Genomic DNA, 20,929 nt, shown 5'->3' with positions numbered 1-20,929 from the left:
TATATCGACCGTATGAGTTTTTGAAGCGGATCAGTCGTCAGTGAGCTCAAGAAGCTCTCTCCTCATGCAGATGAGATCGAAAATATCTATTACCTCATCTTCACAGAGGTCAGCGTTCTTCCAGCATGAAAGCTCTGTGTTCTTGTTGGCAGTCAGCCACTTCTGGAGCACGATAAGATCTCCTACATTGAAGTCTCCGTCGGCATTTACGTCGCCGCGGATACCTGTATCGAAAACAGCTTCTACCGTAGCGTCTGACTGAAGTCTGAGGCTTATCGAAGCAGAAGAAGCATCGCCCTCGGTGATCTCCGCACCGTTGATCTTCCAGTGCGAGAAGGTCTGTCCCTCGTCAGGAGTTATCGAGAGTGTAATATCGTAATCGGAGTGATAATTGCCGCTCCACTCCCTGGTCTTGTCAAGATCCAGAGTATTGAGCTTTATGCTGCCCAGTGCGCCTCTGTTGTTTACAGTGAGCTTGACGGGAGCAGAAGAAAGCTTTGCAGCCGATCTTGTAGTGCGCTCTGCATAGGAATATCGCTGGGCATAGAAGTTCAGGACAGTTGATATAGAGCTGTCAAATCGGTTTGAGCCGTTTCCGCCCGAAAGGCTATTTGACTGGAAGCGTGCAAAGGTATCGAGAACCTGCTGCCTGAAATTGTTCTTGTAGCTGTTTATGACTTCCTTTGTTCTTTCGGGTGTGAAGTTGAAGTTTGCCAGATCCATCATGGTTCTTGCAAATTCCGTTCTGAACTCCTCGTTTTCGAGAAGCTTGATGAACATTTTTCCGATATCGCTGTCAGTGCTGCTTATACGTCTGTAGCAGTCGGCAGAGAAGGACTTGTCGCTGCTGCCGTAGAGTCCCTGTCCCGATTCGGTATCGAAGAGTATCATTCTCCACTTACCGTCGGCGTAGGGATTATTCTCGTCGGGAGCGTCCGAGCGCCATGCAGAGTAATTTCTCTGCGGCCAGTCCGCATTAGCCCAGTAGATCTGAGCTGCAAAATAATCCATAAATCCCTGCTTGTCAACCTTTTCGCAGAATTCTTCATAGGAAATGCTGCCGTTTGTGACGCCCTTGCAGAGCTCGCTCCAGTCGTTGAGGTCAGACTCTGAGCCCTCTTCAAGTTCGCCGTTCTTTATCATGGCTATGTCGCTCTTTTTTACACTGTAATGTTCGCTGAGATAACCCTTGCCTATTTTTTCCATCATCTGGTATATGCCCCAGAATTCACCGTCAATGAATACGATGCACTCCGTGGTGGCCTGATGAGCGAAGGCTCTGTCCTCGATGAGCTTCTGGTTTATGCTGTCGCGGAAGAAAGCGAAGGTATTGTCATTTCCGCCGTTTCTGAGGACAAGGCCGTCGTATTTCTTGATTGCCTTTCCGTTCTTGGCCTTTACAGCAGAACCCGAGAAGAAATCATAGTCGAATTCCGAAGCGCCGTAGTCCGAGCGGGTATAGATATTGAAGCTCTTCTGGGGAAGTGATCTTGAGTAGTTGCCCTTGATGCGGATACCAACGTTCTGTTCGAGCACCTTTTCGCCGCTGTCAAACAGAGTGAAGTTTGCAGGACGCTCCCATTCTCTACCTCTCATGGCATAGTTTGCGGGGAGCTCCCATACATTCGGGGCTCTTTTGGGAGTTTCTCTGCCGCCCGGTTCTCTGTGTTCCTCAGGCCTGCCTTCCTCGGGCTTACCGCCCTCTTCGGGTTTCTCTTCCTCCTTGGGTTTTTCCTCTTCTTTGGGCTTTTCTTCTTCCTTGCCGCCGAAGTTCTGGCCGAGGCAGTAAATGCCTTTTTCATAATCGAAGAGATTATCGGGATCGGTAACGAGTGAAACGACCTTCATTTGAGTATAGTATCCCGAATTTGTTCTGCCTATGAAATATGTCTTTGTAACAGGCTCGCTGAAGCGGCCTTCACTGTCTACGGATACAGCACGTATGATAGCTGCCTTGTCAACAGTTTCGCGGGGCTGTTCAGATTTGTTGGGAGTGATGTCGGTGCGTGCGCTGAGACGGTTCTGAGTCTCGGACATATCCTCAATGGTAATGGGGCCGGTATACTCCTCTGAGGAGGTATCGGGATCGCTTCCGTCGAGGGTATAGTAGATCCTGCACCCCTCTTCGGACGTCAGTGAAAGAGAGAAGCTGCTGTCATAGAAGCCGCTGTCCTGTGAGAATACAGGCTGACGTACCGCAGCGCTGCCCTCGGGAGCGCAGTTAGCGGCGTCGGGAGTACAGCTGAGATTGTAGAATTCTCCGCTTCCGTCGGGGTACTGACCGTATGAGGTATCGGCAGCAAGAGTGCCGAAGGTGATAGTGTGAGCAGTATTGCCCTGTGTGTCTGTAAGTATGAGTGTCTCACCCGATGCGGAAAGTCCGAAGGGAGCTATCTTATCATTGGCAAGAGCAGCGTCGCTGTCACAGAAGACCAGAAGTCTTCCTTCTGCGGGGATATGGGTACCCTCGGGAAAAGTATACTTATAAGGTGTCTTTTCCTTGTCGGAAAGTCCCCAGCCCGAGATGTCGGCTTCTTTTCCGCTGCTGTTGTACAGCTCGATCCAGTCGAAGCAGTTTCCGTCCGATGTCTTGAATTCAGTATTTTTCGAGCAGACCTCGTTAATGGTTATACCGCCGTCTTTTTCGGCATTTGCAGGAAGATATGCGGCAGTCTGCATTATCAGACCGAGGCATACGATACCCGCAGCAGCTCTGCGATTGAAATGATTTTTCATGTTTTCCTCCTTATATTTTTCGTTATTCTGCGGCACGGTCTTCTCCGTGCATAAGGTCATTTGCTTTTGATCGCCCGTCCTTTCCTTGTCCGTCCGTGAGCGAGGGAATGCTCACACGGACAGGGAAAGTGCTTCAGTGTTGCCTCATCGAAAAATATAAAAATAAGCAGTCAGATCATCCTCAGAGTATTTGTGATTTTCTTTATTTATATACGGTAACTGAATTACCGCGGCGGTATCCGTGCGGAGCAATGCTCCGTACTTTATATTATAGCACATTAGTACAGATTTTTCAATCATAAAATAAGATTTGTTGCAGTTTTTCGGCTTGTAAAGCTTATGGGCATAAAAATATTGTCATATAGTTATACGCAGGTATCACCGGTAAAACCGGGGCATTTCACGCAGAATAAGGAAAAAGTATTGAAAAAGCAGCTTTCCTGTGGTATAATTAAGTTACGCGGATAGCATTTTTATGTCACAAGGGAGAAAAAGAAATGTCAGTATACAGCAATGAAAAGGAATATGACAGCGCCGTAAAGCGCATAAAGAAGATGGAAAAGCATTTTGTCAGAGCACTTTCGGCACAGGCTGAGCTGAAAAAAGCAGTGGTAGCTTACATAAAGGCAAAGGAAGATGTCAGTGCGCTGAAGGAATACTACGGCAGCGAACAGTGGAAGCTTGATTTCAGTGCTGACGAGGCAGGAGAGTTCCCGGCGGAGCTGAAAAGGGGAGTGCTGTCCGAGGACGGTATCTGGGATCTGCTGGAGGAGCATAGTGAGATAGCCGGGACAGTCGCGGAGCTTGCGGAAAACATAGAGTGAAATTGGGTCACTCCCGTGATGTAAGATCATTACGGTTTCGGCGTAAAAAGTCGGCGCCGGCTGTCCGAAAACGCCTGTACTCCTTGACATAAGGGGCTTTCTGTGCTATAATGGCATTGCTTTTGATACCTGTTTAACAGGGAAATGACATAAGGAGAGATGGTATGAAAAACAATGATGTGAAGAAAAGGAAAAAGTGGCCAGTTGTGCTGATGGTCATTTTCTTTATTATCGGCTTTCTGGCAGGCTTTACCACAGTGAATGCCTCAAAGAACATGAAGGTGATGAACCGCACTCTTGATTCGGGCATGAAAACTATGTCGGAATATGCGTCGTTTACTCCCGTTGATCCGGGAGAGTACAGGCAGATTAAAATGTACGGCGTCATGAAGTTCGATGTTTCCCAGTATGATATTGAAGATACAGGCAATCTTTCGGTGATGAAGGTGAATATGGGCTTCATGCAGATGGTGTCCTTTATCATCACTCCCTATAAGAAGAATATGCCCTTGCTTTCAATGGATTTCATGTACATTATGGGCAAAAGAAAGGCTTATGTCGAGTTCTATGATCTGGTCGGGGATACCTCATCACCCGAGTACAAGGGTGTCATAGAAAAGCTGAAGAAGTTCAGCGGCAGTTACAGCGACCTTGAAGAGCTGGAGACAAAGCCTGCATGGTATGACAAGCTTATGACAGTGGTGCTTCACAAGGCAGGCAAGCGTCAGGACGACGACAGGATAGAGCAGATGTTCTGCGACACTATACGCTGCTATATGGAAACTGCACGGGAGCTTGAGCCGCTTTCCGAGGAGGAAAAGGCTGCAAAGCTTGAGATAACCCAGAAATACTGCGACGATCTGGTGGAGCAGGGCGGAGTTTCAACAGATGTGTTCAAGAAGCAGCTGGGCGAGGAAAAGACCAAGGACTTCTTTGATAAGGTGCTCTTCGGTCCCGAGTGTTACAGATAAGACAGAAAATATGCCATAGCGCTGCATCACGGCGCTGTGGCTTTTTTCATATGCAGGGGGGCTTACTGGAAGATCAGCCTTTCCGCAGTATGCCTGCGAAAGAATCTTTCCGCAATATATTGACAAAAATGACTTTTGAGTATATAATATTTCTATCATATTGATATAGGGGGAATTGGTATGCCACATTCATCAGGAGGAGGCTCCCACGGCGGAGGTTCACACGGAGGCTCCCACGGCGGAGGTTCACACGGAAGCTCCGGACCGAGGATAAGCAGAAATTATTTTCACGGGGCAAGGAGATATGTCTATTACCGCCATAACGAGCCAAGATATTTCTATGCGGACAAGAACTTCAAGCCGGGATTCCATCCGCTAAGGCTGTTGGTCCTGCTGATTTATCTGCCCTTCGTTATCGGACTGCTTCCGTCACTGAAATCGGCTTTCCGCGTTTTGCCAAAGAATTACGATCATACTATTATAATTAAAGACGAGGGTAATGTTATCAACAATGAAAGCGAGCTGGATGCTACCCTTCACAGATTTATGGAAAAGACAGGCGTTGCTCCTTCAGTCATTACTGTAAAGAATTACCAGTGGCAGAAGGAGAGCAGTTCTCTTCAGAGCTATGCCTATGACAGGTACATTTCAGAGTTCAACGACGAGATGCACTGGCTCATAGTCTACTCTCAGCCCGACAAGCCCGATCCGGCCTTCAATGACTGGTACTGGGAGGGTATGCAGGGTGATGATACCGATCCTGTGCTGACTGAAGATGTGACAGCTGAATTCAACAGCAGGTTCCATAATGCGCTCCTTCAGGATGACACCGATATAGGTGCGGCTCTGAACAAGGCTTTCTCGGAGTTTACGGATAACTACAAAAAGCCTTCCATATTCAGGTCGATCCCTTTTCCTGTGGTGTTTGCAGTGCTGTTCTTGATACTCCATGCTTCGGTAATGGTAGGTCTGCCTGATCTGAAGTACCGCAATGCAGTGCCTGCACCTACGGACAGCGAAAAGGATATGCAGTACGGCGGCGGGTATATGCAGCCAAAGACGGATAATTACACGGTGCCTCCTGCAAGTCAGAAGCCCGCTTATCCCGGTATGGAGAGCTCTCGGCCTCAGGGAACCATGACAGACCTTTATGGCAGCGTTCCCCAGAGCTATGGCAGCAATACATCCTCAGCGCGTACAGTATGTCAGTACTGCGGTACTACCTTTGCTTCAAAGTATAAACGCTGTCCCAACTGCAATGCTGATAATCCCGATAAGCTCTGAACATGCATATCAGACGGTGAGTTCGGCCACAGCATTTCCGATGCATTTCGGAGATGCTGTGGCTTTTTTATATGGAGCAGCGTCTTGATGAAGTCCTTCTGTATACAGGCGGATTTCAGATGAAATTCAACGGAAAAACATTGAATTTCAGAGCGAAAATAATTATTTTCTCTGTGTTGCACAAAATGATGACAACGAATTTGTACAACGCTTACAATGGTGCCTTAGGTAACTATTGCTGTTTACTCTTGACAATTACAGTGCTTTATAGTATAATGTACCTATGTTTTTTGCGAAAGCCTTACGCGAAAATGCAATAACGAAATTATTACCAAAGGAGAAATAATATGAAGATCGGATGCGTAAAAGAGATCAAAAACAATGAATTCAGAGTCGGACTTACCCCTGATAACGTAAAGGCTTATATCGCCGCAGGACACCATGTGTATATTGAAAAGAGCGCGGGCATAGGCTCGGGTTTTGCAGATTCAGAGTACGTTGAGGCAGGTGCTTCCGTCCTCGATAATGCTGCCGATATATGGAATATGGTGGATATGATGGTCAAGGTCAAGGAGCCTCTTGAGTCTGAATATCCTCTTTTCCATGACGGACTTATACTTTATACCTACCTTCATCTTGCTGCCGACAAGGAGCAGATGGACGCCCTCCTCAAGGGCAAGGTAAAGGCTGTTGCCTATGAGACACTTCAGGAGACTGACCGCTCACTTCCTCTGCTTGCTCCCATGAGCCAGATCGCAGGACGTCTTTCCATACAGGAGGGCGCCAAGTACCTTGAAAAGAAGTTCGGCGGCGCAGGTATACTCCTGGCAGGTGTTCCCGGTACTCCCAAGGCTAACGTTGTTATCCTCGGCGGCGGTACTGTCGGTATGAATGCCTGCAAGATCGCTGTCGGTATGGGTGCAAACGTTACCATACTCGATGTGAACCTCAGAAGACTCGAGCAGCTCGATAATATGTTCGGTGCTCATGTACAGACTCTCTATTCCACAGACAGCAACGTGGAGAGAGCTGTAAAGGACGCAGATCTGGTTATCGGTTCTGTTCTTATCCCCGGCGGTTCTACTCCCAAGCTCTTCAAGGCTAAGTACCTCCCCGAAATGAAGGACGGCGCTGTATTCGTTGACGTTGCCATAGATCAGGGCGGATGCGGTGAGACTTCACACGTTACCACACATGACGATCCTGTATATATCAAGGACGGCGTTGTTCATTACTGTGTAGGCAATATGCCCGGCGCGGTTCCGCGTACAAGTACCATCGCCCTCACAAATGCTACTCTCAGATACGGCCTTCAGATCGCTGAGAAGGGACTCGAGGAGGCTTGCAGAAACAGCGAGGTTATTAGCAGCGGCGTCAATACCTACGGCGGAAAGCTCACCAACAAGAACGTAGCAGCTGCTCACGGATATGATTATACCGAGCTTTGTAGTCTCATCGGCTGATAGCTTATTACCTTTCAGATATGATAAAAAGCCCGAAAACGGTCGTAAAGACCGCTTTCGGGCTGCTTTTTTTGTGCTCTTAAAGAGAGCTTTTTATTTGTTAAGGTAAACGGGAAGTGAAGGTATCTTGCCTATGAGATATTCCTGTATAGCAAGTGCATCGTCACCTGTGATTCCCGAACCGGGATCGTATACGTCTCCGTTAAGGCCGCCTTTGGAGTCCAGACCCTTCTTTTCCGAGTTTCCGAAACGGCTGTCGTACTTGTTGGGGTTTGCAAGAGCCTGCATGATAAGTATTGCATCTGCAAGATCCACCATGCCGTCGCCATTGGAGTCACCGAACATAGTTACCTCAGGATCTTCGCCGTACCACCATGTGGTGCTCTCCTTTCCGTCGGGAGTTATTACGGTCTTGTATATCCTTGAATGGTTTACCTGCTCGATGAATATATAGGTCCAGTCTGTAAGTGCCTTGGGGATGAAGAAGAAGGATACAACGCCCTCTTCGTCTGACTTCTGCTGGTCGAAGAAGCCGACATTTTCAGCGGCAAGAAGCTTGTCTGCTTCTGCGTTGGCTGTCTCGGCATCCTCAACTGCAATGAATACGCACTCGTTGTTTCTTCTTATCTTAGCGGATACAACTGTTGTTGCGGCTGTTGTTGTGGTTGTTGTGGTTGTTGTGGTTGTAGTCTGAGTTGTTACTGTGGTTGTGGGCTTCTTGTCAAGGGAAACGAAGGTGTTGTTGTTTTCCTTTGCAAATGCCTCGGCTGTTGAGCCGTCGTGGCCGTAGACAGTGACCTCGGGGCCGCTCTTGACAATGCTTTTTTCTATAACACAATCGGGATTGTTTATTCTTATGCTTTTAAGGCAATTTGGCTTGCTGTCGCCATTAAATGCGTAATAGCCGATGAATGTTACGCTTTCAGGAATATTGACATTTGTAAGATTTGTTGCCGCAAAAGCGTTTACACTAATTGTTTCAAGGCCTTCTGGCAGTTTTATATCCGATATATTTGTGCCTTGAAAAGCCATTTCCTCAATAGTTTTCAGAGTGCTTGGCAGACTGACATAAGACAGTTTAGGACTACATACGAACGTTTGATAATTGATCCTTGTAACTCCTTCGTTGAAGATAGCTTTCTTGATGTTGGTGCAACTGGAGAAAATAGTTGCTCCTCTTGTTCCAGTTGAATTGAATGTGTCATAATCATTATTGATTATAACAGAATTCAGATCATAACAACTTCCAAAAGCGCTGCCGTCAATCCTAGTGACAGAAGCAGGTATATTAATGCTTTGTAAACCTGTTCCTGCAAAAGCGTCTGCTCCAATGTATTCCAGGTTAGGATTGAATTTGACTTCCTTTAAATTTCGACAGCTCATAAAAGCACCATACTGGATAGTTTTCAGGTTAGGCGGGCAAGTAAATTCTTCAAATCCACAGTTATCAAAAGCGTTAGCTCCTATATTTGTTAACGGAGCAGGTAGGTTGATGTGCTTGAGATTTGTGCACCCATTAAATGCTGCTTTCTCAATTGAACTTAGCATAGGCGGGAAGATAACTTCTGAAAGGTTTGGGCAATTATTTAAGTAATTAGCTGGTATATAATCATTGGGATATTTTAAATACATACCGCTTAAATCGATGATCTCAAATGTGTTGTGCCCAATAGCTCCACCTGAAAATTCTAAATCACGAGAAATAAAAACGACCTTTTTTATCCATTGAGGTATTGCTTTATAAGCAGTAAATGCACCTTTGCCTACAATATAACACACATCTTCATATGAGCCGGGATTGTTTTCGTCAGGATAAATTACATAGAAGACGGTTGGAGTTGTTATTCCGTTTTCAGTAGTCCATCCGCACGGGCCTGTTTTTATGCAGAGGTCTTTGGATTCATCATCATCTTCTCCTTCTTTGTCCTTGTCTTTATCCTTGTCTTTATCCTCGCTATCTTTTAATGCAGTCTCTTTACGTACAACATAAACAGTATATACAGGCATTGTTTTGGGTTCAGGATCCCATTGCCACTTGTAACCTATATTGACTATACCGATATCTCCCGAATCTGTACATACAGAAATATAAAATGTTTTTTTCGTCAGAAGTGTTTCAGGTACATAGAATGATGTTTGACCTGTTGAGTCGGTAGTATACTGTATGTTTTTTTCTGTAACGAGAGGTTCATATGTTAAACCTGTAAAATAATTAATACCAGCTCCTGATATAGGTTCTTTCGTTACAGAATCAACGGCTTTTATACCTATCATTCTGCTGTAATTATTACATTTTCCCGAAGCAAAACCATTTTCGTTGAAATGGAACGAGCCAAGCTTTTTATCAATTCTTAAAATATCCCATTTAACTTTTTTTAACTTGAATATATCAACTGTTATACTTATTCCAAAATAAATTGAAATATCACATGTGTAGCAATAATCACAGTTATGTTTTCTTGCATCTTCTGTTTTATATGGGACAAAAGTAATTCCTGATTTCAAATCATAATTAAGACTTTGCGCTGGATATTCATATGTAAAATCAAAAAGTGGATCAGTCCTATGAATGTCAAATTTAATCCCTATATATGGAGAAAACTTAACAATATTAAAACACAGAAGGCACGCAGTTACATTTGCAGTAATTTTAAAATCTACCAAAACTTTTCCGTCTATTTTAGTCATTACTGGATCTGTTTCGGAGTGTGTAATTCCAATACCAGGTATGAAGCTGAAGTTACGTGTTTTATAAAAAGTTGCATATAGCTTTCCTGTTGCCGAAATTGTAATTGAAGGTTGAAGACAAATCGATACTACTCCAATGGAAAAAACAGGAATACAACCGAATTTAAATGTATGTGAAACTGCAAGGCTGAAGTTACACTCAAATTGTTCTTTAGCTGTACAGTCTATGCTGAGAAACGGTGAAGGAAAAACTTCATAATATAATGTAAGATCAATAGATAAGCCCAGTATTACCGATCCAGTCAGTTTGACATTACCATCTGATTGAACATCAGGTTTATAAAGATTATATTTAAACTGGTCGATGAGTGTAGGCGATTTTAATTCCTTTGGCTTAGCCTTGGGAGCAGGTATATTTAATGCATCTTCAGTTTTACTATCTTGTGATAACTCGGCAGACGCATTTTTACGTCCTTCATATGTCACATTTTCGTTCTCAAATTCATATTCATCTAAAAGAGATTCGCCGCTGTAATCGTTGGAGTCGATTTTTATAAAAGCGATAAAATCTTCTATTCCAGATTCACCATGATAAATAACAACTCTGTTATTATCGTCAATTTCGATCTTGTCAACGATAAAAGCGACCATATCAGGCTTTGATCTTACAAATACTTTGTCGCCTTTTTTGAGCTTGGCGATCTCAACGGCGTTCTCAAAAATATAATTTCCGTTTTCATCTTCGCCTTTGTAGATATCAGATGTTTCTGTTGGTGTAATATCTATAACATCATCCTGAAGAACAACGAAGTTATTTTCATCATTGTTGTCAAGGTTTACAACATTTTCTTCTTCAAAGTCCTCTGTTGTCTTTGCAAGTATTTCCTGCATCTGTTTTGTATACTTGTCATATGTACATGGCTTTGAAAGGGGATTAAGTATTTCTTTGTTTACAATAAATGCTTTGATGAGGTAATGGTCGGGCAGAGCCTCTGTGGCATACATTTCGACGTAGCCTTTATCGGTTGCTGTCAGATCATTTGTTATGGATGTAATAAGCTCAGTGCCTTCGTCGTTATAGAAGCCGACAAAAAGCATACAATCGGTTTTAGCTTTATAATCCACACCGACACAAGCAGCTTCGGGATCATGATATATCTTATAGACTGTATAATCCATATTTGCTGCTTCTTGGTTGTTCTGCACAGAATCGTTTATTTCGTCCGAGATCATTGAGCCGAATAAACCACCATACTTGATATCAGAGTCCTGATTACCAATTGTTTGTTCTGTGCTGCTGTCTGTTTCTGCAAATGAGCTGAAATTTGCCAGGGAAAGTGCTGATATTGTCATTACTGCAGACATTAATAACGATATGGCTTTGGTGAGTGTTTTTTTCATGACAACCTCCTGTAAAATAATTGTACTATTTTAAAATAATAGGACGAGTATATTTTATTACAAAATGTGCTGTTTGTCAAGCAACTGCCTATTTCGTACGGATTATGACAGGTTCATATGAGCTGTTCGTGTTGAACTTTGTGGACATCGGGGGTTTGTTTTGTGAAAACTGACACAAAAGTGATAATATTTGAATAGTCAATTGGCATTTTACACATATTTGTGCAGAGCTGATTATACATTCCACCAAAGTTGTTTCATAACATATTGACACATGAACATAAAGTGAGTAAAATACTAATAACGGCATAAGTTATATATTAAAGTAAGGCAACAATTTTTTCACAAAATAAATTTAACATAAGGAGGAAATCTCATGAAAAAGTTTATTGCAATGATCTCTTCTCTGGTGATGTTAGGCGCAATCACCTCATGCTCAAAGAGCGAACCCACAAATGAGGGCAATGGGCAGGAAGAAACCAAAACAACCACACAGGCTGACAATTCAGGCGAAGAAGTTACTGATCCCGCTCCCGATTCAAATTCGGGCGGTTCAAAGACTGTAGGTATCGCTATGCCTACAAAGTCTCTTGAGCGTTGGAACCGTGACGGTGAGTACCTCAAGTCTCAGTTTGAGTCAGCAGGCTATTCTGTTGAGCTGAAGTATTCCGATAACGATACAAACCAGCAGAACAATGATATCCAGAGCATGATCGCTGATAAGGTAGATCTTCTTCTTATCGCTGCTATCGACGGCAATACTCTTTCTCAGACGCTTGCTGATGCTAAGGATGCAGGAATCGCTGTAATTGCTTACGATCGTCTTATCATGAATACAGACGCAGTTTCTTACTACGTTTCATTCGATAACTACACAGTTGGTAAGCTCCAGGGCGAGTACGTAGTTGATGCTCTTAAACTCAAGGATGGCGAAGGTCCCTTCAATATCGAGTTCACAGCCGGTGATCCTGCCGACAATAACGCCGGTTTCTTCTTCAAGGGCGCTTATGACGCTGTTAAGGAGTATATCGATGGCGGCAAGCTCGTTATCCCTTCAGGAAAGAAGACATTTGAGCAGGTAGCTACAGACCAGTGGTCAACAGACAAGGCTCTTGAGAATATGCAGAATACTCTCGCTTCCTACTATTCAGACGGTACACAGCTTGACGTTGCTCTCTGCTCCAACGACTCAACAGCACTCGGTGTAGCTCAGGCTATCGGCTCAGACTACAACGGCAAGAACGTTCCGATCGTAACAGGTCAGGATGGCGATATTGCCAACCTTAAGAATATCGTTGACGGCAAGCAGTCAATGACAGTTTACAAGAACGTAAACGACGAAGCAGGCGTTACTCTTGAAGTATCCAAGGCTATTCTTTCAGGCCAGACACCCGATGGCTCTCTTATTTCTTCACTCTCAGCTGAGGCAACATACGATACAGAGTCTTACGACAACGGTGTAAAGAATGTTCCTTCATATCTTCTCGTTCCTTACGTTATCACTAAGGATAACCTCCAGAAGCTTGTTGATACAGGTCTCTACAAGTGGGACAGCGATGAAAAGTATCTCGAGTCAACAGCCGCTACGACCTGATAGGCGTTACAACGTTTATGCAGCATGATGCTGCTGATGATGCAGTGCACTGCGTAATATCATAATTGTCCGTAAAGGGCGGGCTCAGCCCGCCCTTTTCCGAATATTAGGCAGATTCGGCGACAGCCTGCAAGCTGTGGGGCTTGGGGCTGCAGGACAAACAGGAGGGATATAATTGGCAGAATATATTCTTGAAATGAAACATATCACAAAAGAGTTTCCCGGCGTCAAGGCGCTGGATAATGTTAATCTTCAGGTAAAGCCCGGAGAGATACACGCTCTTGTAGGTGAAAACGGCGCAGGCAAATCCACTCTTATGAACGTGCTCAGCGGTACCTATCCTTTTGGTACATATACAGGCGATATCGTGTACAACGGCGAGGAATGTCAGTTCAAGACACTCCACGACAGCGAAGAAAAAGGCATAGTTATCATACATCAGGAGCTGGCACTCATACCTGAGCTGTCCATCGGTGAGAATATGTTCCTGGGCAATGAACGCAAGGGACATTTCGGCATCGACTGGGACAAGACCTACCATGAGGCAGGTGAGCATATGCGCCAGGTAGGCCTCAAGGAAGAGGCTACCACACTTATAAAGGACATCGGTACAGGCAAGCAGCAGCTGGTTGAGATCGCAAAGGCACTCAGCAAGAACGTTAAGCTGCTCATACTTGACGAACCTACCTCCTCCCTTAATGAGGAGGATTCAAAGATGCTCCTTGACCTTCTTCTCGATTTCAAGAAGAAGGGAATGACTTCGATCATTATTTCTCATAAGCTTAATGAGATCTCATATGTTGCCGATAAGATAACAGTGCTGCGTGACGGCGCTACCATCGAGACTATCGACAATGAACAGCACAACATCGACGAGGCCCGTATCATACGCGGAATGGTAGGTCGTGAATTAAGCGACCGTTATCCCGCGCGTGAACACAATATCAGCGACAAGATCGGCATGGAGGTAAGCGGCTGGACCGTATACCATCCCATATATTCCGAAAAGAAAGTCGTTGACAATGTATCCTTCAATGTCCGCCGCGGTGAGATCGTAGGATTCTCGGGACTCCAGGGCGCAGGCCGTACAGAGCTTGCAATGTCCATTTTCGGCAGATCCTACGGTGCTAACATAAGCGGTGAGCTCAAGATAGACGGCGAAAAGAAGGAACTGAAAAACGTTCGTACAGCTATCGAGTCAGGTCTTGCCTACGTTACTGAGGACAGAAAGGGCAACGGTCTTATCCTTGAGGAGAGCATTGCAAGGAATACCACCATGGCACGACTGGAAAAGGTTTGCAGCAAGGGTATTATCAATGTGGACAAGGAAAACGCCGTAGCGGAGGAGTACAAGGAAAAGCTCCGCACAAAAACACCTTCCGTACAGCAGGAGGTGGGCAATCTTTCGGGAGGAAATCAGCAGAAGGTCCTTCTTGCTAAATGGATGTTTGCCGATCCCGAGGTACTTATCCTTGATGAGCCCACAAGAGGTATCGATGTAGGTGCAAAATACGAGATTTACTGCATAATGAACGACCTTGTGGCACAGGGCAAGTCTGTTATAATGATCTCATCTGAAATGCCCGAGCTGCTTGGTATGTGCGATCGTATATACGTTATGAACGAGGGCAGAATGGTCGCGGAGATGCCTGCTTCGGAAGCAACGCAGGAAAAGATCATGTCCGCAATCCTTCAGTCCGATAAAAAATGATCGAAGGAGAATAATATGGACGCAAAAACAACAACAAATAATAAAGCGGCTAATTTGAATGTCGGTGCATTCATTAAGAAATACACCATGGTCATAGCCTTAGTCGTGGTATTTATATTTTTCGCCTGGTGGACGGAGAAGAGACTTCTTTATCCTCAGAACCTTTCAAATCTTCTGATACAGAACGCATATGTTCTGGTACTTGCCTGCGGTATGCTTTTATGTATACTCACAGGCGGTAACATTGATCTTTCGGTTGGCTCAACGGTGTGCTTTATAGGTGCTATAGCCGCTCAGATGCTGACCAAATATAATCTGAATCCGATAATCGTTATTTTACTCAGTCTTGTATTCTCATGCCTTATCGGTATGTGGCAGGGCTTCTGGATCGGATATGTACATATCCCGCCCTTTATCTGTACTCTCGCAGGAATGTTTCTGTTCAGAGGCTTCGGACGTGCTATCCTTGAGTCAAAGACCATCGCTATACCTCAGTCAGAGGGCAGCGTAGGAAAGAGATTCCTTGATATCTTCACTTCTTATATCGAAGTGCCGGGACTTGACAATGACGTAAAGTGGTCGGCGTTTGCGGCAGGTATAATCATTGCGTGCGTGCTCGTTGTGATCACAGTGTTTAACCGCATAAAGAAGGCAAAGAAGGGCTACAAACAGGCTTCTGCTGTATCGCAGTTCGCTAAGATAGCTATCATCGACCTGCTGATCATCGCTTATACATGGAAGCTTGCACACTACAAGGGTATCCCTGTAATGGCTCTGTGGGTACTTGCAATAGTATTCATCTATGCATTCATCACTTCAAAGACTGCTTTCGGACGCTACTTCTACGCAGTCGGCGGAAATGAGAAGGCTACAAAGCTTTCCGGTATAGATACAAAGAAGGTATACTTCCTCGCTTATACATCCATGTCGCTCCTTGCAGGTCTTTCGGGACTTCTCGTTGCAGCGCGTGTCGGCTCTGTAAACGGCGATACAGGTAACTCCTATGAAATGGACGCTATCGGCTCATGCTTCATCGGCGGAGCTTCTGCATACGGCGGAAGCGGTACTGTCGGAGGCGTTGTAGTCGGAGCTATCCTCCTCGGCGTTATCAATCAGGGTATGTCCATCAAGGGACTTGACAGCAACTGGCAGTACGTCGTAAAGGGTTCAGTACTTCTTGCTGCCGTTATCTTTGACGTTGTTTCCAACAAGAAGACAGGCAAGGCAGGTTAATAAGCTTATATACGGCTCGCAGCAGCGGCTCTGCCCTGCTTCGGGCCGTAAAAGATATTGAAAGGAAGTTCATTTATGAACGGTACAAAATATGACTCGGAAATGCGCTCAAAGGCGCTGAAGGCGGCTGCTCTCAGAGGTGTGGTCATTTTATATCTGGCATTTCTTTCATTCAAGATGTGGTCTGTTGACAGCAGCGAAAAGAATGTATGGATATTCCGCATATTCGGAACAGTATTCCTGGCTGGAGCCGTTGGCTTCGGGATATACGCATGGAAGAGCTTCCGCGCAGCCGATGAGGAGTCAAAGAAGATCACTGCGGAAGAAGAGGCTCCCGACGCTGATGATGAGCTCGCGGAAGCACAGGAGCAGTGACGATGTGGCTTGAAGAGTTAAAGGCTCTGTACACCGGATATATTGAAAAGGTCTCAAGGCTTGAAATGGCAAAGAAGCCTGCGGACGGACTTCTGGGCTTCGGTAAAAAGGTTTCCGATGATCCCTGCCATGAAGCCTTTGCGGAAGAGCTTGAAGCGCTTCTGGAAAGATTTGCTCAGGCCGGGCCTTCCTCTGAGGAAGTTCGCAGGGTGCTGAGTTTTGTCTATCATGCGCCTGCCGCGTACAGTGAGCCTGCAAGCGCATACTGGATGCTGAACGCAGTTCAGGGGCTTACGCAGGAGCTCGTGAAAGTACTGTCACGTGAGGACGCTTTGAAGCTGCTCAGGCAGTATGAAGAGGATATTCCCCGCAGTCAGAGGCTGCCTGTACAGAAAAAAGTCGGAAAAGCTCTGAAGGCTGCGGCAAAAAAATGAGAAAATATCGGCTTTGCTGTAAAGCGGCTCCTTCGCAGAAGGGGCCGCTTTTGTCTGCTATGGCAGGGAACAAAGACGGAAACTTGTACGTCCTTTCCGTTGAACTTTTCATTTATTAAGATAAATATTAAGAAAATCATAAGATTTATATCAGCATTAAAATAAGATTTGGCTTTTATAATATTGACATGGGAACGGTACAGCGGTAAAATAAATAGGAATAAACCCGCGTCAGCCGTTGAAAGGAATTTATCATGATAAATATTGAAAACTCTTCCATACTCGTGGTCGATGACGACCATGACATAGTTAACGCCATTGCCGCACTGCTCTCGCGCGAGGGTTATACCATCTACAAAGCCTATAACGGCCTTGAGGCCATGGACGTCCTCGTACAGAATGATGTCCAGCTCATACTCATCGACGTTATGATGCCTAAGCTGGACGGCCTTTCGGCAATGATGAAGATACGTGCCACAAAAAACATACCTATTATAGTTCTTTCCGCAAAGTCCGAGGACAGCGACAAGATACTGGGGCTTTCCATGGGTGCTGATGATTATATAACCAAGCCCTATAATCCTATGGAGCTTGTGGCACGTGTGCAGTCAAATCTGCGCCGTTACCTTACTCTCGGCGCCGCAGAAGGTCTGAGAAAGGAAAATACTATCCGCCTTGGAGGTCTTGTGCTGGATAAGGAAGGAAAACAGCTTTCTGTGGACGGTTCGCCTGTAAAGCTTACCGCTACCGAGTACAGGATCACGGAGCTTCTTATGGAGAACGCAGGACGTATCTTTTCGGCAGAGGAGATATATTCCCGTGTATGGAACGAGGATTCATTTTCCGTGGAGAACACCGTTATGGTGCATATCCGTCATATAAGAGAAAAAATAGAGATAAATCCCGGTGATCCGCGCTATCTGAAGGTGGTCTGGGGGATCGGATACAAAATGGAGAAACAATAGGAGGGATCGCAATGATCTTGAAAAAGCGGCTGTCGCGTATAATAACATTCATAATATCCTGTGTACTGGTGGGAGCGGCTGTTTTTCAGAGCTTATATATCGTAAACAGAGGGTATTCACGGGAAAAGAAGTATTACGCGTCTGTGGACGGCATGGAAAGCGCCGATTACAGCGGCGACCTGAGAAGTTTATATGACAGGCTATACGCATTGAGCAATATCTACCTGAGATATACAGATAAAAACGGAAAATTCACCTGCTCAAAGCCTATGGAAAAATCTGTCCGCAAGGCTCTTTCCGACCTGGAGCTCATGGACGAAAAAGGAAAGATAATCATTGATAATCCCAGAGATTTTGAGTACTACGCAAGTTTCGGAGAGAATGTGCTCACCAATACCGGGAAGTCAGAAAAGGAACTTGCAGGTGAATATTCCGCAGAATTAACGGACGGAAAGGGAAAGAGCGATCCCGTAAGTCCCGATGGCTGGCATAACGGCAATACCAACTGGTATACCACCAATTACGGTATGACTTACTTTTATCTGGGCTATTCGTTCCAGGAGGGATTGACTTACCCGCGGAGAGCTGTTGCAGTATTCGATTTTGACACCGACGGACTTGATTACTATACCGATGAGGACGGTGCCAGAATATATTATAAGCTGGACGGAACTACTCCTCTTCCCGAGAGAAAATACATGGAAAATGCCGAATACTCCGACAGGGAGGCCTTTGAACAGTTCGAGCATGACCGCAGTAAAAACTACTTCATCGCAGGTGACAGAAACGATGAGCAGAAAGGCTTCGACAATGATACCGAAACAGTCTTTGTAGACGACATTTCTCAGTATACCGACACTGATTTGTATATGATATACGATGAGAACAGCAGGACCTGGACCAAGATAAAGAAGAGCGCTTTCACAAAGACACAGGGCGATAGCAGGGAAATAAGCATATATATAAAGCCTTCCGATGCTCTTGTGACGGAGTATGAAGCCTTATGTGCAGAGCGGGAAAAGCAGGAGAAGGAGTCCGTCAACAGCATAACATACCTTATCCCGCTGGGAATAGCAGGTATCATTGTGGGGATCGTGCTCCTTTTCTGCTGCGGATACAGTGCAAAGCAGAAGAAGTTCGTTCTTTCGCTGCCTGACCGTTTATACGGCGAGCTGATCCTCGGCTTGCTGATCGGTGCGATAGTTTCGGTATGCGTATTTATAGGTGAAGGAATATTCAGAAACTACAATGATCTGTCAGAGTATTACACAACGGGTACGCTGAGCATCCTCGAGGGAAGTATTATCATAGGCCTTTATGCCCTCGGACTCGCCTGCCTTATAACTCTTGTAACTCGTCTCAAATGCCGCAGCTTCTGGAAGACTACGCTTACGGGCAGTATCGTGAGCTTCCTGTGGAAGAAGTTCAAAAAGACCGCAGCATATATACGTGAAAAGCACCGTCAGCGCAGCATCAGACATATCGAGAGAAATGCAATGAAAGAAGACATTTTCATGCGCAGGTTCATCAGACGTACCGTTATAGCTGTTGCTGCTGAGTTTATGATATGTATAATTACTATACCCGGGGATTTATGGGGCGGATTTGTATTCCTCTCGCTTGCTGCACTTGCTGCATATATATTCTTCAGTATGCGCGACCATGCAGAGATAGCAGGCGTGTCACAGCAGATAGCAGAGATGAGCGGAGGAGACTATGCTCCGCGTACTGTGTCTGAGATGTCTCCTGCCTACGGTATGACAAATAACCTCAATAATATCTCGGACGGCATACGCAGTGCAGTTGACCGACAGGTGCAGTCCGAACGCATGAAGGTGGAGCTGGTCACCAATGTATCACATGATCTGAAAACTCCGCTCACATCTATCATAAGCTATATCGACCTGCTATGGGCTGAGGATATGAGCCCTGCCGCCAAGGACTATGTAAAGGTGATAAGTGAGAAATCAGAGCGCCTGAAGCTCATGGTAGCCGATCTCTTCGATCTTGCAAAGGCTGCCAGCCGCACCGACCTTAACAACGAGAATTTAGACGCCGTTATCCTCACTAAGCAGGTGATCGGAGATATGGCCGACAGGATCGAGAGCTCGGGAAGAGAGCTGAGAACAGATATACAGGCTCAGACAGCTCCTGTTATGGCAGAGGGAAAGAAGCTTTACCGTGTTTTCCAGAACCTCATAGACAATGCGCTGAAGTACTCCATGGAGGGAACGAGAATATACGTCACACTCAGGAACAGCGGCGGATATACTGATATATCCGTAAAAAACATCTCGGCAGAGGAGATGAACTTTACTCCCGAGGAGATAACCGAGCGCTTCACAAGAGGTGACAAGGCACGTTCAACAGAAGGGAACGGTCTCGGACTGGCGATAGCAAAGAGCTTCACCGAGGCCTGCGGCGGAACATTCGATATAATAATAGACGGAGATATGTTCACCGCCAATGTGAGACTTCCCATTACAGTTCAGAAAACAGTGTGAATTAAAGAAGGATAATATAAAAAGGACGGCACCCGTACAGAAGTTTGCCCCGAAGCATTTCAAAGAGCTTCGGGGCATTGTATTTATTCGGTTACGAAGATAAATCAGATTTAAAGATTAGAAAGTACTGTATAAATAGCATGGTTAATTCTTTCTATTTTAGTTATACTATGTTTTTGCTGCAAAAATTCTAAAAAATCGTTTTTACTTATCAACACCCGGAATGTTTCTGATAAAGACATATCATAGTCTTTAAAAACAAATCTGACACTGCTATCCTTTACATCAAGTCTGAAATGTCTGATTGCTTCCATTGTAACAGGCGACTCTGAAAAATCGATCAGAAAGAAATTATGAAAGCATATTTCTTCGTATGGCAATATTCCTTCTGACAGTAAATAAATATATCCGGGTAATGATGTCTGAAAGCAGGGTGTGCTGATAAAATAAGACATAATATTGAATATTACTTCTTCAAAATATCTTAATTCGGGATACTTGCTGTTTTCAAAATCAAACCAGGAAATATCCATGAGATAGTCCCACACAAAAGCCCGCATTGTAGGATTGAAATGAGATCTGCTCAATTCAAATTGGATATTGTAGTTGTAAATATTGTCTAAAGGAAGCTTTTTATCAGGATCTATCTCCTTCACATATTGAGAAAGCTTATGAATATTATTTTCTTCTGAAATAAAAAGCACCTTTTTTGATAGTTTGGGAATATCTATGCCGAATACAGGCAT

At 44.9% G+C, this 20,929-nt stretch carries 14 protein-coding genes; 11 read left to right on the top strand and 3 right to left on the bottom strand.

Annotated elements, in window-relative coordinates:
- Positions 1-30: 30 nt before the first annotated feature.
- Positions 31-2,736 (bottom strand): CotH kinase family protein, encoded by a 2,706-nt coding sequence (locus RF007C_RS01770; protein WP_242836257.1) that lies wholly within the window; start codon positions 2,734-2,736, stop codon positions 31-33.
- Between the two features lie 497 nt (positions 2,737-3,233).
- Here RF007C_RS01770 and RF007C_RS01765 point away from each other — a divergent pair, with 497 nt between their 5' ends.
- The 4 genes from RF007C_RS01765 to ald all read left to right on the top strand — a co-directional run bounded on the left by RF007C_RS01765 (position 3,234) and on the right by ald (position 7,278).
- On the top strand, positions 3,234-3,560 hold the full coding sequence (locus RF007C_RS01765) for a DUF4298 domain-containing protein (protein ID WP_051456473.1): 327 nt from the start codon (positions 3,234-3,236) through the stop codon (positions 3,558-3,560).
- Between the two features lie 164 nt (positions 3,561-3,724).
- Positions 3,725-4,531 carry a hypothetical protein gene (locus RF007C_RS01760; protein WP_037296646.1) on the top strand — a complete coding sequence of 269 codons (807 nt, stop codon included), beginning with the start codon at positions 3,725-3,727 and terminating at the stop codon, positions 4,529-4,531.
- A 180-nt stretch (positions 4,532-4,711) separates the two neighbouring features.
- On the top strand, positions 4,712-5,815 hold the full coding sequence (locus tag RF007C_RS01755; RefSeq protein ID WP_051456472.1) for a zinc ribbon domain-containing protein: 1,104 nt from the start codon (positions 4,712-4,714) through the stop codon (positions 5,813-5,815).
- 347 nt (positions 5,816-6,162) lie between these two features.
- Positions 6,163-7,278, top strand: coding sequence for an alanine dehydrogenase (gene ald / locus RF007C_RS01745; protein WP_019679348.1), 1,116 nt, complete (start codon positions 6,163-6,165; stop codon positions 7,276-7,278).
- 93 nt (positions 7,279-7,371) lie between these two features.
- Here the strand turns inward: ald and RF007C_RS01740 are convergent, their stop codons facing one another.
- Positions 7,372-11,367 carry a leucine-rich repeat protein gene (locus RF007C_RS01740; RefSeq protein WP_037296641.1) on the bottom strand — a complete coding sequence of 1,332 codons (3,996 nt, stop codon included), beginning with the start codon at positions 11,365-11,367 and terminating at the stop codon, positions 7,372-7,374.
- Positions 11,368-11,743: 376 nt separating this feature from the next.
- On the opposite strand from RF007C_RS01740, the gene RF007C_RS01735 reads away from it, so the two are divergent.
- The 7 genes from RF007C_RS01735 (at position 11,744) to RF007C_RS16200 (ending at position 20,183) form a co-directional block, all read left to right on the top strand.
- Positions 11,744-12,961, top strand: coding sequence for a substrate-binding domain-containing protein (locus RF007C_RS01735; protein ID WP_037296639.1), 1,218 nt, complete (start codon positions 11,744-11,746; stop codon positions 12,959-12,961).
- A gap of 175 nt (positions 12,962-13,136) precedes the next feature.
- The gene (gene mmsA / locus RF007C_RS01730; protein WP_037296637.1) at positions 13,137-14,672 is read left to right on the top strand and encodes a multiple monosaccharide ABC transporter ATP-binding protein; all 1,536 of its coding nucleotides are present in this window, start codon (positions 13,137-13,139) and stop codon (positions 14,670-14,672) included.
- 15 nt (positions 14,673-14,687) lie between these two features.
- Entirely contained in the window at positions 14,688-15,905 is a 1,218-nt protein-coding gene (locus RF007C_RS01725; protein WP_173907678.1) for an ABC transporter permease subunit, read from the top strand.
- A 75-nt stretch (positions 15,906-15,980) separates the two neighbouring features.
- On the top strand, positions 15,981-16,280 hold the full coding sequence (locus RF007C_RS01720; protein WP_019679353.1) for a hypothetical protein: 300 nt from the start codon (positions 15,981-15,983) through the stop codon (positions 16,278-16,280).
- Positions 16,281-16,282: 2 nt separating this feature from the next.
- Positions 16,283-16,714 carry a hypothetical protein gene (locus RF007C_RS01715; protein WP_037296635.1) on the top strand — a complete coding sequence of 144 codons (432 nt, stop codon included), beginning with the start codon at positions 16,283-16,285 and terminating at the stop codon, positions 16,712-16,714.
- Between the two features lie 254 nt (positions 16,715-16,968).
- Positions 16,969-17,679 (top strand): response regulator transcription factor, encoded by a 711-nt coding sequence (locus RF007C_RS01710; protein WP_037296632.1) that lies wholly within the window; start codon positions 16,969-16,971, stop codon positions 17,677-17,679.
- A gap of 11 nt (positions 17,680-17,690) precedes the next feature.
- On the top strand, positions 17,691-20,183 hold the full coding sequence (locus RF007C_RS16200) for a sensor histidine kinase (protein ID WP_051456471.1): 2,493 nt from the start codon (positions 17,691-17,693) through the stop codon (positions 20,181-20,183).
- A gap of 110 nt (positions 20,184-20,293) precedes the next feature.
- Here the strand turns inward: RF007C_RS16200 and RF007C_RS01700 are convergent, their stop codons facing one another.
- Positions 20,294-20,929, bottom strand: a complete 636-nt coding sequence (locus tag RF007C_RS01700; RefSeq protein WP_037296631.1) for a hypothetical protein — start codon at positions 20,927-20,929, stop codon at positions 20,294-20,296.

This window comes from Ruminococcus flavefaciens 007c (genome assembly GCF_000571935.1).
Classification (GTDB): domain Bacteria; phylum Bacillota; class Clostridia; order Oscillospirales; family Ruminococcaceae; genus Ruminococcus; species Ruminococcus flavefaciens_F.
This window is presented reverse-complemented; position numbering and strand designations above follow the sequence as displayed.

Bases quoted from the DNA above. Each gene is read 5' to 3' on its own strand.
- RF007C_RS01770 (WP_242836257.1), bottom strand. From the start codon at position 2,736: ATGAAAAATCATTTCAATCGCAGAGCTGCTGCGGGTATCGTATGCCTC.
- RF007C_RS01765 (WP_051456473.1), top strand. From the start codon at position 3,234: ATGTCAGTATACAGCAATGAAAAGGAATATGACAGCGCCGTAAAGCGC.
- RF007C_RS01760 (WP_037296646.1), top strand. From the start codon at position 3,725: ATGAAAAACAATGATGTGAAGAAAAGGAAAAAGTGGCCAGTTGTGCTG.
- RF007C_RS01755 (WP_051456472.1), top strand. From the start codon at position 4,712: ATGCCACATTCATCAGGAGGAGGCTCCCACGGCGGAGGTTCACACGGA.
- ald (WP_019679348.1), top strand. From the start codon at position 6,163: ATGAAGATCGGATGCGTAAAAGAGATCAAAAACAATGAATTCAGAGTC.
- RF007C_RS01740 (WP_037296641.1), bottom strand. From the start codon at position 11,367: ATGAAAAAAACACTCACCAAAGCCATATCGTTATTAATGTCTGCAGTA.
- RF007C_RS01735 (WP_037296639.1), top strand. From the start codon at position 11,744: ATGAAAAAGTTTATTGCAATGATCTCTTCTCTGGTGATGTTAGGCGCA.
- RF007C_RS01725 (WP_173907678.1), top strand. From the start codon at position 14,688: ATGGACGCAAAAACAACAACAAATAATAAAGCGGCTAATTTGAATGTC.
- RF007C_RS01720 (WP_019679353.1), top strand. From the start codon at position 15,981: ATGAACGGTACAAAATATGACTCGGAAATGCGCTCAAAGGCGCTGAAG.
- RF007C_RS01715 (WP_037296635.1), top strand. From the start codon at position 16,283: ATGTGGCTTGAAGAGTTAAAGGCTCTGTACACCGGATATATTGAAAAG.
- RF007C_RS01710 (WP_037296632.1), top strand. From the start codon at position 16,969: ATGATAAATATTGAAAACTCTTCCATACTCGTGGTCGATGACGACCAT.
- RF007C_RS16200 (WP_051456471.1), top strand. From the start codon at position 17,691: ATGATCTTGAAAAAGCGGCTGTCGCGTATAATAACATTCATAATATCC.
- RF007C_RS01700 (WP_037296631.1), bottom strand. From the start codon at position 20,929: ATGCCTGTATTCGGCATAGATATTCCCAAACTATCAAAAAAGGTGCTT.